This window comes from Arthrobacter oryzae (assembly GCF_030718995.1).
Lineage (GTDB): Bacteria > Actinomycetota > Actinomycetes > Actinomycetales > Micrococcaceae > Arthrobacter > Arthrobacter oryzae_C.
This window is the reverse complement of record NZ_CP132204.1, coordinates 2,391,088-2,405,855: the sequence shown is the minus strand read 5'-3', so window position 1 is coordinate 2,405,855 and position 14,768 is coordinate 2,391,088. Positions and strand designations below refer to the sequence as shown.

Below are 14,768 nucleotides of genomic sequence, written 5' to 3'. Positions count from 1 at the left end.
CCAGGGGCGCCGCCAATCGTGTCAGTGGCGTAGGGCATGATGGAGGAATGCAGGGGAAGGAGCCCGCCGGCGGCGCGTCGGATAAGACACCGTCCGGCGGCACGCCGTCAGGCAAGGCACCGTCGGGGACGCTGGCGGGCGGGCCTTCTGCCGCGCCGACCATGGACCGGTTCAGCCAGTCCACCCGCGAGTGGTTCCTCGGCGCGTTTTCCGCGCCCACCCCCGCCCAGAACGGCGCCTGGAACGCCATTTCGTCCGGCTCCCACGCGCTGGTGGTCGCCCCCACCGGCTCCGGCAAAACCCTCGCGGCCTTCCTGTGGGCGCTCGACAGGCTCCAGTCCGCCGATCCTTCCGAGCCTGAGGCACTTCCCGGCCTGGACCCTGATACGGCCAAAGGCAGGAAACCGAAGGCGCCCAAGCGGAAAACGCGCGTCCTGTACATTTCGCCGCTGAAGGCGCTTGGCGTCGACGTCGAACGCAACCTCCGCGCGCCGCTCATCGGCATCACCCAGACAGCAAAACGGCTGGGCCTGCCCGCCCCTCTGATCACTGTGGGCGTCCGGTCCGGGGATACGACGACGGCGGACCGCCGCGCGCTGCTCAGCCACCCGCCGGACATCCTCATCACCACGCCGGAATCCCTGTTCCTCATGCTCACGTCCCGGGCGCGGGAAACGCTGGCCGAGGTGGACACCATCATCGTGGATGAGGTCCATGCCGTCGCCGGAACGAAGCGCGGCGCGCACCTGGCCGTCTCACTGGAACGGCTGGACGCGCTCCTGCCCAAACCAGCGCAGCGGATCGGCCTGTCAGCCACGGTGGAACCGCGGGAACTTGTGGCCCAGTTCCTGGCCGGTTCCGCCCCGGTGGAAATCGTGGCCCCGCCGTCAAAGAAGAACTGGGACCTGACGGTTTCCGTGCCGGTCGAGGACATGTCCGATCTGCAGGGGGCAGCAGGCGCCTTCGACTCCGGCCCTGCTTCGGGGCTGCAGCCGCAGGCGTCCATCTGGCCGCATGTGGAGGAGAAAATTGTGGACCTGGTACTGGCCAACCAGTCCACCATCGTGTTCGCAAATTCGCGCCGCCTCGCCGAACGCCTGACTGCGCGCCTTAATGAAATCTATGCCGAACGCCAGCTGGTGGCCGCGGGAGGCGGCTGGGGCGAGTTTGGCGCCGGGGCGCCGGACTTCGAAGCGGTGACTGCCGGCGGACCGGCGGGCGGCACTCCGACGTCCACGGCAACACCGGCGCACATGATGGCCCAGGCAGGCAGCACCGCCGGTGCCGACCCGGTGCTGGCGCGGGCGCACCACGGTTCCGTGTCGAAGGACCAGCGGGCACTGATCGAGGACGACCTCAAATCGGGCCGGCTGCGGTGTGTTGTGGCCACGTCCTCGCTGGAGCTTGGCATCGACATGGGCGCGGTGGACCTGGTGGTCCAGGTTGAGTCGCCGCCCTCCGTGGCCAGCGGCCTGCAGCGGGTGGGCCGCGCCGGGCACCAGGTGGGCGAGGTGTCCCAGGGCGTCCTCTTCCCCAAGCACCGTGCAGACCTCGTGCACACCGCCATCACCGTGGAACGCATGCTGGGCGGCAAAATCGAACGGCTCAGCGTGCCCGCCAACCCGTTGGACATCCTGGCGCAGCAGACCGTGGCCGCCACCGCACTGGGCTCCATCGACGTCGAGGAATGGTTCTCCACAGTCCGCCGGTCCGCGCCGTTCGCCTCCCTCCCCCGCTCCGCGTTCGAGGCCACGCTGGACCTCCTGGCCGGCCACTACCCGTCCGACGAATTCGCCGAACTCCGCCCGAGGATCATCTGGGACCGCAACGCAGGCACCATCGAAGGCCGCCCCGGTGCGCAGCGGCTGGCCGTGACGTCCGGCGGCACCATTCCGGACCGCGGTCTCTTCGGCGTCTACATCATCGGCACCGAAGTGGAAGGCTCGGCGTCGCCTTCCACCGAGGGCAAGGCTGCCAGCCCGGGCGCCTCGGCCGCCAGGGGCGGGCGGCGGGTGGGCGAACTCGACGAGGAGATGGTCTACGAATCCCGCGTAGGGGACGTCTTCGCCCTGGGTGCGACCAGCTGGAAGATCGAGGACATCACGCACGACCGCGTGCTGGTGTCCCCGGCCTTCGGCCAGCCGGGCAAGCTCCCCTTCTGGAAGGGTGACTCGCTGGGCCGGCCGGTGGACCTGGGCCGCGCCCTGGGCGCGTTCGTGCGCGAACTTTCAGCGTCCGACGTCGGCCCTGCCACGGAGCGGTGCAAGGCCAGCGGTCTCGACGATTTCGCCGCCAACAACCTGATCCAGTACCTCGCCGAACAGCGGCTCGCCACCGAAGTGGTCCCCAGCGATACCACCTTGGTGGTGGAACGGTTCCATGACGAGCTGGGTGACTGGCGGGTGGTCCTGCACAGCCCGTTCGGCATGCCGGTGCACGCGCCCTGGGCCCTGGCCGTGGGGCAGCGCCTGCACCAGCGCTACGGGATGGACGGTTCCGCGATGGCCGCCGACGACGGCATTGTGCTGCGCGTACCCATGATGGAGGACGAGCCGCCGGGTGCCGAACTGTTCCTCTTCGAACCAGAAGAACTGGAGCAGATCGTGACGGCGGAGGTGGGCGGCAGCGCCCTCTTCGCCTCGCGCTTCCGGGAGTGCGCCGCCCGGGCCCTCCTGCTGCCCCGGCAGAACCCGGGCAAGCGGCAGCCCCTGTGGCAGCAGCGCCAGCGGTCCGCCCAGCTTCTGGACGTGGCCAGGAAGTACCCCACTTTTCCCATCGTGCTGGAAACCGTCCGCGAATGCCTGCAGGACGTCTACGACCTCCCGGCGCTGAAGGACATTGCAGCGTCGATTGAGCGGCGTGAGCTGCGGATCCTGCAGACCACCACCCAGCAGCCCTCCCCGTTCGCGAAGTCCCTGTTGTTCGGCTACGTCGCTCAGTTCCTCTACGAGGGCGATTCCCCGCTTGCGGAGCGCCGGGCCGCCGCACTTGCCCTGGATTCAACCCTGCTCAATGAGCTGTTGGGCCGCGTGGAGCTCCGCGAACTGCTGGACGCCAAGGTCATCGAAGCCACCGAGCGCGAACTGCAGCGGCTGGCTCCGGACCGCCGGGTCCGCGGCATGGAGGGCGTCGCTGACCTGCTGCGCCTCCTCGGCCCGCTGACGCCCGAGGAAGTTGCCGCGCGCCTGGAACCCGCCGCCCCGGTGGCGGAGCCCGCGGCGGTGGAGCCCGCCGGAACCGCCGGGGCCGAGTCGGCTGCGGCCGAGTCCGCGGAAGCGACCGTAGCGGACGCGGCTGCCCACCTCGCCGCGTTGCAGCGGGCCAACCGCGCACTCCGGGTCAACATCGGCGGCGTCGAGCGGTTTGCGGCGGTGGAGGACGCTGCCCGCCTGCGGGACGCCATCGGGGTGCCGCTGCCCATGGGGGTGCCGCTGGCGTTCATCGAGCCTGTGGCAGACCCCCTTGGCGACCTCGTCTCCCGCTACGCCCGCACCCACGGGCCCTTCACCGCAACGGAAGCCGCTGCCCGGCTGGGACTCGGCGTCGCCGTCGTTAGCACGGCGCTCAAGCGGCTCGCCGCGGACGGCCGCGTGGTGGAAGGCGAGTTCCGCCCGCACGCCCCGCCGCCCCGGGAGGCCCCCTCCCCCGACGCCGCGGAACCGGGCGCCGCAGAGCCCCAGGCACAGCCTGCGGTTTCGGTCACGGCCCTCGCCGGCACCAGTGAATGGTGCGACGCCGAGGTCCTGCGGAAGCTCCGCCGCCGGTCACTGGCCGCCCTCCGGGCGGAAGTCGAGCCCGTGGACGCGGCGGCCTACGGGCGGTTCCTGCCCGCCTGGCAGAACGTCCGGACACCCGGAAAGAGCCGTGGCCAGTCCGCCCTGCGCGGGCTGGACGGCATCATCACCGCCGTCGACCAGCTCTCGGGTGTGCCTGTTCCGGCGTCAGCGTGGGAACCCCTCATCCTCGCCAGCCGCGTCAGCGACTACCAGCCCGCCATGCTGGATGAGCTGATGGCCGCCGGCGAGGTCCTCTGGTCCGGTGCCGGTGCCCTGCCGGGCAATGACGGCTGGGTGAGCCTGCACCTCGCGGACTCGGCCGACCTCACGCTGAACCCCGCGCCGGACTACGAGCCGGGAGACGCCCAGCGGCGGCTTTTGGAGCACCTGCAGAACAATGGCGGCGGCTACTTCTTCCGCCAGCTGACCGACATCGCGGGCGGCATGGACTCGGTGCTGAGCGACCAGGATGTGGTGGCGGCCCTTTGGGACCTGGCGTGGGCCGGCCGGATCACCGGCGATACGTTCGCTCCCGTCCGGGCCATGATCGCCGGCGGCCACACAGCACACCGGCAGGTGGCCCGGGCTCCGCGGGCACGCGCACCCCGGATGAGCCGGCTGGGCCGCGCCCACGGCACGGGCCTGCTGGGATCTGCCGGACTGACCGGCGGGCGCTACGGGTCGGCCACCGGGGCAGCCCCCACTCCGCCGCTGGCGGCCGGCCGCTGGTCCGCCCTGCCGTCGCCGGAACTGGATCCGACCATCCACGCCCGTGCCACAGCGGAACTCCTCCTGGACCGGTACGGCGTGGTCACCCGCGGCTCCGTCATGGCCGAGAACATCCTGGGCGGATTCGGCCTGATGTACAAGGTCCTGGCCAGGCTGGAAGAGGCCGGGCGGTGCCGCCGCGGCTACTTCATCGAACACCTGGGCGCTGCCCAGTTTGCCGTTCCGGCCACGGTGGACCGGCTGCGGTCCTATTCGGAGGATTCCCAGCTGGCCAAGCCGGAGCCGGTTGCCCTGGCGCTTGCGGCCACCGACCCCGCCAACCCTTACGGCGCGGCGCTGCCGTGGCCGGCGCTCAGCGTCGAAGCAGGCAGTGGCCACCGGCCCGGCAGGAAGGCCGGGGCACTGGTGGTGATGGTCGACGGCGCCCTGGCCCTCTACGTGGAACGCGGCGGGAAGACGCTGCTCGCCTTCGACGACGCCCCGGAGGTGCTGGCCGCCGCAGCAGCAGCCCTGGTGGGAGTGGTCAAACGCGGCGCTGTGGACAAGCTGATCATGGAGAAAGTCAACGGCCACGGCATCCTGGACACTCCGGCAGCCGCCGCCCTGACCCACGCCGGCGCCTATTCGACTCCGAAAGGACTGAGGATCCGTGCCTGAAGGTGATTCCGTCTGGCGGGCGGCAGCGCAGCTGCACGCCGCCCTGGCCGGACACCAGCTCACGGCCTCCGACTTCCGTGTGCCCCGGTTCGCCACCCTCAAGCTGGCGGGTTGGACAGTCGACGAAGTGGTTCCGCGCGGCAAGCACCTGCTCATGCGGCTCCAAGGCCCGGCGGACGAACGGCTGACCATTCATTCGCACCTGAAAATGGAAGGGGCCTGGCAGGTCTACCCGCCCGGCGGCCGCTGGCGGAAACCGGGTTTCACGGCCCGGTGCGTGCTGCGCACGGCCACGGCAGACGCCGTCGGCTTCTCCCTCGGAATCCTGGAAGTAGTCCGCACCGCGGACGAGGATTCCGTCGTCGGCCATCTCGGGCCGGATCTCCTGGGGCCGGACTGGGACGTGGCGGAGGCTGAACGGCGGCTGCGTGCGGCGCCGGACGTTCCCATCGGCGTGGCCCTGCTGGACCAACGCAACCTCGCCGGCATCGGCAACATCTACCGCTGCGAGGTCTGTTTCCTGTCCGGCATCCATCCCGCGGCGCCCGTTGCTGACGTAACGGACCTGCCCGCCATGATGGCCACCGCCAAGCAGTTGCTGGAGGCCAACCTGGGGCCTGGCCGGCGCACCACCGTGCTCAACCCGCGGGGAATGCCTGTCGGCCGGATGGCCGGAAGGCCTGGATACTGGGTATATAGGCGCGAGCACCAGCCGTGCCTCAAATGCGGCACGCCCATCCGCCGGGGCGTGCTCGCCAAGGCTGCCGGCACCGAGGAACGGGACATTTACTTCTGTCCCACCTGCCAGCCGCTGCCGGCCGGAACCGCCTGACCCGCCCCTGCTCCGGGTGCCGGCGCGCGCGCGGCCTCCGGCACGGTGAACCACGGCAGCAGCAGCTGCACCAGCGGTCCGATGGCCAGGGCGTAGACCACGGTTCCCACGCCCACCGATCCACCGAGCAGCCAGCCGGCGGCCAGGACCACGATCTCGATTCCCGTCCGGGACGTCCGCACCGACCAGCCGGTCCGGCGAGCCAGCCCGGTCATCAGTCCGTCGCGGGCGCCGGGGCCGAAGCGTGCGCCGATGTAGCAGGCCGACGCGATCCCGTTCAGCAGCACCGCCCCGGCCAGCATCCCGATCTGGCCGCCGAGATGCGCGAACTCCGGGATCAGCGCCAGGCCGATGTCCGCGAAGACGCCCACCAGCACGGCGTTGCACAAGGTGCCGAACCCGGGCCACTGCCGCAGCGGAATCCACAGAAGCAGGACGAGGAAACTGACGATGACCACCACCGCTCCGATGGTGAGCCCGGTCTTCCCGGCCACGCCCTGGTGGAACACATCCCAGGGGTCGAGGCCGAGGCCGGCCCGGATGAACATGGCCAGCGAGATGCCGTACATGGCCAGGCCGGTGAACAGTTGAAGGAGTCTGCGGGTCATCATGGGAACCATCCTCCGCTGAAACTGGCCTTGTAATCCATATCCAGTTTGAGATACTGGCTACATGTCCGGCTCCCTGAATCCCACTGCACTGGCACGCCTCCTCGGCCGGTGGAACCTCGGCGCGGCGCCCGCGTACCGCGAGCTGGCCGACGTCGTGCGCCTCCTCATCCTGGACGGCCGCGTCCCGCTGGACACCGCGCTGCCCAGCGAACGGGCCCTGGCGGCCACACTTGGCGTCAGCCGGACCACCGTGACGGCCGCCTATGCCGAACTGCGGGAGCAGGGTTTCCTCAGCAGCCGGCAGGGCAGCCGCGGCCGGACCTGCATTCCCCGCCATCTGCCCGGGGGCGCAGCCGGGCCGGGTGCCGCCGAGCTGATCAGCCCGAACTCCCTGGCCGGCGCCCCGGGACTGGCGCCGCCGCCGGGCCTGCTCGACCTCGCCTACGCGTCCCTGCCGGCCAGCGGCGAGGTGGTGCACCGAGCGTTCGCCGCCGCACTGACCGAGCTCCCTGCGCTGCTTCCGGGTTTCGGTTACGACGCCATCGGCATTCCTCCCCTCCGCGAGGCGATCGCTGCGCGGTACACGGCAGCCGGCGTCCCCACCACGGCGGACCAGATCCTGGTGACATCCGGCGCGCAGCACGCCCTGAACATCGTGCTCCGCACCCTGGCTGGCCGGCAGGACAAGGTACTCGTGGACCACCCCACGTACCCGCACGCACTTGATGCCATCCGGGCCAGCGGAGCCCGCACGGTTCCGGTAGCCCTCCCCCACGGATCAGGCTGGGACATGCCCGGACTGGAAGCTGCCATGGCCCAGCAGCGCCCCAAGATGGCGTACGTCGTGCCCGACTTCCACAACCCCACCGGCCGGCTGATGACCGACCCCCAGCGGCGCCGGCTGGTCCAGGCCGCGTCCGCTGCAGGAACGGTGCTGGTGGTGGACGAAACGCTGCGCGAACTGAACCTCGACGACGTGCGCACGGCCCCGCTGGCCGCCTTCAGTCCTGCGGTGGTCACCATCGGCTCACTGAGCAAGTCGCACTGGGCAGGCCTGCGCACGGGGTGGATCCGGGCAGGCAGCGCACTAATTCAGCGCTTCTCCGCAACCCGCACCACCATGGACCTCGGCGGGGCCGTGGTGGAACAGCTGGCGGCGGCACACCTGGTCCGGTCGCTCGACGAGCCGCTTCCCGCCCGGCTGGCGGCCCTTCGCGAAAACCGTGCTGCGCTGCTTGAACTGATCGGCCGCATCCTCCCCGGCTGGCAGGCGGAACGGCCCGACGGCGGCCTAAGCGTGTGGTGCCGGCTCCCCGCTCCGATCAGCACCGCACTGACCGTCATCGGCCCGGACTTCGGGGTCAGGCTGGCGGCCGGCCCCCGGTTCGGCGTGGGCGGAGCCTTCGAACACTACCTGCGCATCCCCTTCACGCTGCCGCCCGAGCAACTGGAGACGGCAGTGCTCGCCCTTCGCTCGGCCCAGGAAAAGCTCGACGCCGCACCCCAGCTCCGGCGCAGCCTCCGGCACACGCCCGCCGTCGCCATCGCCTAGCGCTGCCCCTGACGCGCGGGGACCTCCCATGACGCGCAAATTACCTGGCGCCCCTGGTATTCCAGGGGCGCCAGGTAATTTGCGCGTCGCCAGCCGCTTTGCGCGTCGCCGGGTCCTACGCGTAGACCTTCCCGAGGTATTCGCCCCAGGCCCTGGCCGTGGCTTCGGTGTCCCCGCCACCACTGAAGTCGTGGACGGTCATGCCCACCGGGGCGCCAAAGACGTTACGGCCGAAGAACCTGTACATGGCATCGGCGGTCCGCAGGCCCAGGAAGTTCTCGTTGGAGAAGTCCACCTGGCCGCTCAGCCGCCCCACGCCGTCGAGCTCCACATCAAAGGTGTCCCCCTGCGACGCGATGTCTACGCCGAGCGCCTTCTTCAGCCGCACGAAGCCGTCCGGCACCTGCGAAGCCGCGGGACCCTGGATGTCAGTAAACACCACGGGCCGGCCGTCGAAGTACTGCAGGTACTGGCCCAGGGTGTGGAGGTAGAACTCCGTGTGCTTGCTGGCGCCGTCATACTGCTCGTCCCAGTTGTCGGCGAAGATGCCGCTGTGCACGTAGTGCAGCCTGGCACGCCCGCCCTCGAGCGGCTCCAGGACATGCTCCAACTGGTTGAACCGGCCGTCCGGCCCCTCCATCCGCGACACGAGGTGCTGCGGGTACTCCTCGACGGTTTTCACATCCGGCCACTGGTCAGTGGGGAACATCCAGCCGGGGGTGCCCTTGGTGACGGCCTCCCAGACCCGCTCCGGAGTACCGGGCAGCTCGGTGTCGTAAACAATCTCGAATTTCCGGTTGTCAGTCATTGTCCTGCTCCTGTTCCTTGTCCCCGCGCGGGGTGGTTTTGTGTGGTTCCTTGAGTGCCGGGTGAAGCGCGACGACGAGCCGGTGCTTCCGCCCGGCCGTCCCGCCGTCGTTGTGGTACTTGTCCACGAGCCGGGTGACCGCAACGCCGAGCTCTTCGGCGAAGGCAGCGCGGTCCGCGGCCGTGCGGAAGGTGATTTCGCCGTCGATCGCGAAGGTGGCGAGTTTCTGCCGCGCGGCGGCCGCCCCGGCGATGAGCTTCCCCACTTCCTGGACCATGCGTCCGGCGAGCGCGAGCAGCCAGAAAGCCGAGAACCGGTCGGCAAACCGGTGCGGATCGGGTGCCACGGACGCCAGGGCAACGGGCGAAATGAGGTAGGACGCCGCGGTGGCCTGCAGCACGCGCTCCGTGACGTTTCCTTTGCGGCGCTCCTCGACAAGCTCCACCAGGCCGTGCCGCTCCAGAGCCTTGAGGTGGTAGTTCACCTTCTGCCGAGGCAGCCCCACTTTCGCGGCGAGCTGCGTGGCCGAGCCCGGCTCCGCAAGCTCCCGAAGGATGCGGGTCCGGATGGGATCCAGGGAGGCTTCCGCCGCCGCCGGGTCCTCGATCACTTCGATGTCCAACATGGTTTAAGTATCGTTACCGACAATTTTATTTGTCAAGAACTTTTTTTCCGTCGGTACACGATCCCGGCAAAGTAGAATGGACCGGTGATGCAATCCCCCCTCCCCGTGCGCGACGGCGTGAACGCGACCCGCCTGCGCCTACCCGACGAGGGGCCGTGGGACACCGCAATGGACTACATGATGCACCGCTGGGGCCACATCGACCCGCAGGGCATCGAGGACCGGTTCGACGCCGGCGAAATCGTGGGTGAGGGCGGCATCCCCCTGGACCGGCGCACCAGGCTCGAGGACCACACGTTCATCTGGTACTACCGCACGCTCCCGCCGGAGACGCGGCTGCCGGTCGAGCTCAGCATCCTGCACCAGGACCACCACATCCTGGTGGTGGACAAGCCCCACTTCCTGCCCACCACCCCGGGCGGCACCTACATCCAGGAGTCGGCCCTGGTCCGGCTCCGCAACCAGCTGAACCTCCCGGACCTGATCCCCATGCACCGGCTGGACCGGATGACGGCCGGTATCCTCCTGCTCTCCACCAACCCGGAGACCCGGGGCAAGTACCAGGTGCTGTTCGAGAAGCGCCAGGTCCAGAAGGAGTACGAGTGCGTCTCCGCCGCGGAACCGGCAGCGGGACATCCCGCCGTCGACTTTCCCGTCGTGGTACGGAACCGCATGACCAAGTCCCGCAGCTACCTGCTGGCGGAGGTCGTCGACGGCGAACCCAATGCGGAAACCCGCATTGAACTGCTGAAAACGTTCGACGCCGGCACTTCAGCGGGTGCCCCGGAACGGCGCGCGCTGTACCGGCTTGAGCCGCACTCGGGAAAGACCCATCAGCTCAGGGTGCACATGGCATCGTTGGGGCTGGGGATTGTGAACGATGCTTTTTACCCGGACCTGCTGGACAAGGCGCCGGACGATTACACCAGGCCGCTCCAGCTCCTGGCCCGCGGGATCCGATTTGTGGACCCCATCACCAAACAGCCGGTGGAGTACCGCAGCCGGCTCCAACTCAGCGAGGCCCCGGCCTAGCCCTGCCTTACGGCCGGCAATCCGCGGGCGCGAAAATGCGGTACCTTGTGCCCATGGACCTCGCCAATGCCGATACCTGGGGCGCCGCGATCTATTTCTGGATCATCCCCATCGTCCTTGGCGACGCCATTTTCCCGCCCGTCCCGTCCGAAATGGTGGTGATCACGGGCGGAGCACTCTCCGCGGAAGGCCGCGCGAACTACCTGCTGGTGGGGCTCCTGGCCGCGTTGGCTTCGTGGATCGGCGACGTGGTGGTGTTCCAGCTCTTCAAGCGCCGGCTCAGCCACGTCCTGGACCGCTGGCGGTGGGGCCGCAAATTCCACAGCGGCATCCATGCGGCTATCGCCAAGGCGGGCCGCTCCACCACCTACGGAGCCATCATCGGCGTGCGGTTTATCCCAGGCGGACGGCTGGCGACGTCGGCAGCCGCCGGCATCGCCGACGTCACCACCCGGGCGTTCAGCTTCTGCGCCGCACTCGGAGCCGTCCTCTGGGCCACCTATCTCACGGGGCTCGGCTATTTCACCGGTTCCGCGACCAAGCTGCCGTTCTGGGCCAGCTCGCTGATCGGCGTCGCCGTCGGGCTGGTGATCGGCGGGGTGATAGGCATGATTGTCACCCGCCGCCGCGGCAGCCGGTCGCCCGTGGACGAGCCCGGCGGCCCCCGCCCCGATGCAGGGACGCCGGCCTGACGCTGCACCTTCCGGCTAGACGGGAGCCCAGCGGCCGCGGCGGCGTCGGAGCACCAACAGTGAGCCCGTCACCGCAACGCGTTCGACGGCGTCGCGCATCATCGCGGCCGACTCCCGCGCATGGCTGTTCTCACCTGTGTACTCCGTTGGCTCCACCAGGAAGCGGAGGTTCAGCTCGGGCACGCCGCCTGCAATCTGCAGTTGGTTCGATTCGACGTGGTGCCTTGTTCCGAGGGCTTCGACGGCGGCGGCCATGACGGCCTCGGGGGCGTTGCCAGGCTTCAGCCCGGTGATTTTCAGTCTGGTCTGGAACGAAGGCATGGCATCAACCCTAGCCCCAGGACGCTCTCTCACTTCACGCCGCTTAAACCCAAACGCTCTCTCACTTTTGGCCGCTTAAACCCAAACGCTCTCTCATATTTGGACGGAAATTTCCGGAAGCGCACTCACTGGTGAGAGAGCGTCCGGAAATTGCCATCAGGAAGTGAGAGAGCGTTTGATGAAAACCCGCAGGAAGTGAGAGAGCGTCGGGGGGTTATCCGGTGTTGCGGAGGCCCGCTGCCACGCCGTTGACCGTGATGAGCATGGCCCGCTGGAGCCGCTCGTCGATCTCGGCCCCGGACATGCTCCCGTCCTCGGAACCTTCGGCCCGGATGCGGCGCATCAGTTCCACCTGCAGGTAGCTGATGGGGTCCAGGTACTGGTCGCGGATTTCGAGGGAGCGCTTGAGGGTGGGCTGCGCGTCGAGGAGCACATGCTCGCCGGTGAGGTTCTGGATTTCCGTGACCGTGAGTTCGTATTCGTCCCGGATGGCGCGGAACAGGTGGTGCAGTTCCTCCGGCACCAGGGTGGAGACGTAGTATCCGGCAATGTCCATGTCCGTCTTGGCCAGGGTCATTTCGACGTTGGACAGCACCGACCGGAAGAAGTGCCAGCGGTCCATCATTTCCGCGAGCTGTTCCGTGTTGCCGGCCTCGCGGGCAGCCTTGAGCCCGGAACCGACACCGAACCAGCCCGGCACGATCTGGCGCGACTGGGTCCAGCCGAACACCCACGGGATGGCGCGCAGCCCGCCCAGCCCGGCGCCTGAGTCCGGGCGCTTGGAGGGACGCGAGCCGATGTTGAGGGAACCGAGCTGTTCCACCGGGGTGGAGGCCATGAAGTAGGCCGGCAGGTCAGGGTCGTCAATCAGCGAGCGGTACCGCGCGAAGGCGGCATCGGAGATGGTCTCCATGACGTGGCCGTAGCGCTCGCGCTCGTCCTCGGACGTGCGGGGCGTGCGGTGCAGGGCGGAACCCTGCATCACGGCAGCGAGGGACAGCTCGAGGTTTTCGCGTGCCAGCTCCGGCAGCGAGTACTTGTCCGAGATGACTTCACCCTGTTCGGTGAACTTAATTTCACCTTCGAGGACGCCGTTCGGCTGGGCCAGGATCGCGTCGTAGGTGGGTCCGCCGCCGCGGCCCACGGACCCGCCGCGGCCGTGGAAGAGGCGCACCCGGACGCCGTGCTTGGCCGCGACGTCGCGCAGCTTCCGCTGGGTCTTGTGGATTTCCCACTGGCTGGTCATGACGCCGGATTCCTTGTTGGAGTCCGAGTAGCCAAGCATGATTTCCTGGACGTCCCCGCGCAGCCGCACCAGTTCACGGTACGACGGATCGGACAGCAGCTGGTCCACGATCTCCGCCGAAGCCCGCAGCTCCTCCACGGTTTCCAGCAGCGGCGCAAAGCCGATCCTGGCGTACGGCGCATCTCCGAAGAGGCTGACGAGTCCCGCCTCGCGGGCCAGCACAGCGGCTGCCAGGACGTCGTCCGCGCCGCGGGTCATGGAAATGATGTACGTCTCGATGACGTCCGGGCCGTAGGTCTTCAGGGCGCGGCGGATCTCACGGAAGACGTCGTACGTGCCGTCAGCGACGCCGTCGAGCTTAATCGGATGGCCGGACAGCGGACGGCGGGACCCGAGTTCCGCCCCCAGAACTTCCAGGCGCTCCGCACGGCTGAGTTCGGAGTACCGCAGGCCGGGGCCGCCCAGGCGGTCCATGAGCTGACCGACGGCGTCATGGTGGTGATCGGCGTGCTCGCGGATGTCCAGGGTGGCGAGGTGCAGCCCGAAGGAGGCGATGGCGCGGCGTACGCGCGCGAGCGCACCGTCGGCGGCGAGTCCGGCGTGGTGGTTGCGCAGCGACTTCTCCAGCAGACCGAGCTCGGCGAGGACATCGGCTGTGGACGTGTAGTCCCGGCCCGGCTGGTGCGACGAATTGGCCCCGACGCGCTTGGCCGTGTTGAGCAGCTTTGCCTTGATGCAGGTGAGCTTAAGCCGGTACGGCTCCTGCGCATTGAGCTCCAGCACCCGGCGGTCCAGGCCCGGGAGGTTGGTCAGGTCCGTGTCGATCGAGTCCAGCAGTTCCTGGTCCGCCCCGGCCAGCGCAGTGGAGTTGGACAGGATGGCGATGAGCTCATCGATCATGGCGATGCTGATGCGGACGGCGTGCTGGTTCTGGATCTGCAGGATCTCGCGGGTGACAGCAGCGGTGACGTTCGGGTTGCCGTCGCGGTCGCCGCCGATCCAGGACCCGAAGCGGATGGGGGCCTTCTGCGACGGCAGCGTGACGCTGTGCTCCTCCAGCAGTTCGGACAGGTCCGAGAGCATTTCGGGCATGGCGTCAGTGAGGATGCTGTTCAGGTAGTAGATGGCGTTGCGGGCCTCATCCACCGGGGTGGGCCGGACCTGGCGGAGCTCGTCCGTCTGCCACATCTGGTCGATCACTTCGGCGAGCTGGCGGTCCTGGCGCCGGCGGGCGGAGGTGCCTTCCTCGGTGGTCACCGCCAGGACATCCGAAAGCCGGCGGATCTTGTCCAGGACGGAGCGGCGGGAGGCCTCCGTGGGATGGGCCGTGAAGATGGGGCGGACATCCAGCTCGTTGACCACTTCCTGCAGGACGGACGGACCCGCCTGGCTGGAAATCTCCGCCACGGCCTTGGCCAGCCAGCCGTCCTTTTCCTGGCGCGTCCGCAGCCCGCGGACCCGGTGGACCTGCTCGGCGGCGTTGGCCAGGTGGAAGTAGAACGCAAAGGCGCGGACCAGGTCGGTGGCCTGGTCGATGGGCAGGGAGCCCAGCAGTTCGCGGACCTGGGCAACGACGTCGTGCGAGCTCCAGGGTCCGGTGGCATCAGCGCCGCCGCGGGCGGCTTCCTTGGATTCCTTGGTCAGAAGGCGGACCTGCTCCACAAGGTCGAGGAGTTCGGGGCCGTGCTGGCGGACCAGCGATTCGCCCAGCAACGTGGAGACGCGCCGGACGTCCGCCCGGAGTTCGGACGCCAGATCGGCGCTGGCGAGGTCAGTGCCCGCGAGATGGGAGCCTGGATTTACTGCAGTGTCAGCCATGGAAACTATCTTTCGAGGGTTCGGACTTGGCTCGTACACTGCGCTGGATACTGTGAGCCGGGTTACGTG

The 14,768-nt window shown here is 68.9% G+C and carries 10 protein-coding genes; 5 read left to right on the top strand and 5 right to left on the bottom strand.

Annotated elements, in window-relative coordinates; translation table 11 throughout:
- Positions 1-161: 161 nt before the first annotated feature.
- Both Q8Z05_RS11100 and Q8Z05_RS11095 read left to right on the top strand, forming a co-directional pair.
- Positions 162-5,162, top strand: a complete 5,001-nt coding sequence (locus Q8Z05_RS11100; RefSeq protein ID WP_305943540.1) for an ATP-dependent helicase — start codon at positions 162-164, stop codon at positions 5,160-5,162.
- Entirely contained in the window at positions 5,155-5,994 is an 840-nt protein-coding gene (locus tag Q8Z05_RS11095) for an Fpg/Nei family DNA glycosylase (protein ID WP_305939707.1), read from the top strand. The genes Q8Z05_RS11100 and Q8Z05_RS11095 overlap by 8 nt, the downstream gene beginning before the upstream one ends.
- Here the strand turns inward: Q8Z05_RS11095 and yczE are convergent.
- On the bottom strand, positions 5,949-6,605 hold the full coding sequence (gene yczE, locus Q8Z05_RS11090; RefSeq protein WP_305939706.1) for a membrane protein YczE: 657 nt from the start codon (positions 6,603-6,605) through the stop codon (positions 5,949-5,951). The genes Q8Z05_RS11095 and yczE overlap by 46 nt on opposite strands.
- A 61-nt stretch (positions 6,606-6,666) precedes the next feature.
- Between yczE and yczR the strand changes: the two genes are divergently transcribed.
- Complete coding sequence (yczR, locus tag Q8Z05_RS11085) at positions 6,667-8,157, top strand: MocR-like transcription factor YczR (RefSeq protein WP_305939705.1); 1,491 nt, start codon at positions 6,667-6,669, stop codon at positions 8,155-8,157.
- A gap of 115 nt (positions 8,158-8,272) precedes the next feature.
- Here yczR and Q8Z05_RS11080 read toward each other — a convergent pair whose 3' ends face one another.
- Positions 8,273-8,965: an SRPBCC family protein gene (locus Q8Z05_RS11080; protein ID WP_305939704.1), complete on the bottom strand. Its 693-nt coding sequence runs from the start codon at positions 8,963-8,965 to the stop codon at positions 8,273-8,275.
- Entirely contained in the window at positions 8,958-9,590 is a 633-nt protein-coding gene (locus tag Q8Z05_RS11075; RefSeq protein WP_305939703.1) for a winged helix-turn-helix domain-containing protein, read from the bottom strand. The genes Q8Z05_RS11080 and Q8Z05_RS11075 overlap by 8 nt, the downstream gene beginning before the upstream one ends.
- Before the next feature lie 87 nt (positions 9,591-9,677).
- On the opposite strand from Q8Z05_RS11075, the gene Q8Z05_RS11070 reads away from it, so the two are divergent.
- Together Q8Z05_RS11070 and Q8Z05_RS11065 are read left to right on the top strand one after the other, a co-directional pair.
- The gene (locus Q8Z05_RS11070; protein WP_305943539.1) at positions 9,678-10,622 is read left to right on the top strand and encodes an RluA family pseudouridine synthase; all 945 of its coding nucleotides are present in this window, start codon (positions 9,678-9,680) and stop codon (positions 10,620-10,622) included.
- Between the two features lie 53 nt (positions 10,623-10,675).
- Positions 10,676-11,314, top strand: a complete 639-nt coding sequence (locus Q8Z05_RS11065) for a DedA family protein (RefSeq protein ID WP_305939702.1) — start codon at positions 10,676-10,678, stop codon at positions 11,312-11,314.
- 15 nt (positions 11,315-11,329) lie between these two features.
- Here the strand turns inward: Q8Z05_RS11065 and Q8Z05_RS11060 are convergent, their stop codons facing one another.
- A complete protein-coding gene (locus Q8Z05_RS11060; protein ID WP_305939701.1) occupies positions 11,330-11,635 on the bottom strand; it encodes a hypothetical protein in 306 nt (101 codons plus the stop codon).
- Between the two features lie 214 nt (positions 11,636-11,849).
- Positions 11,850-14,699 carry a phosphoenolpyruvate carboxylase gene (ppc, locus tag Q8Z05_RS11055; protein ID WP_305939700.1) on the bottom strand — a complete coding sequence of 950 codons (2,850 nt, stop codon included), beginning with the start codon at positions 14,697-14,699 and terminating at the stop codon, positions 11,850-11,852.
- Between the last annotated feature and the right edge of the window lie 69 nt (positions 14,700-14,768).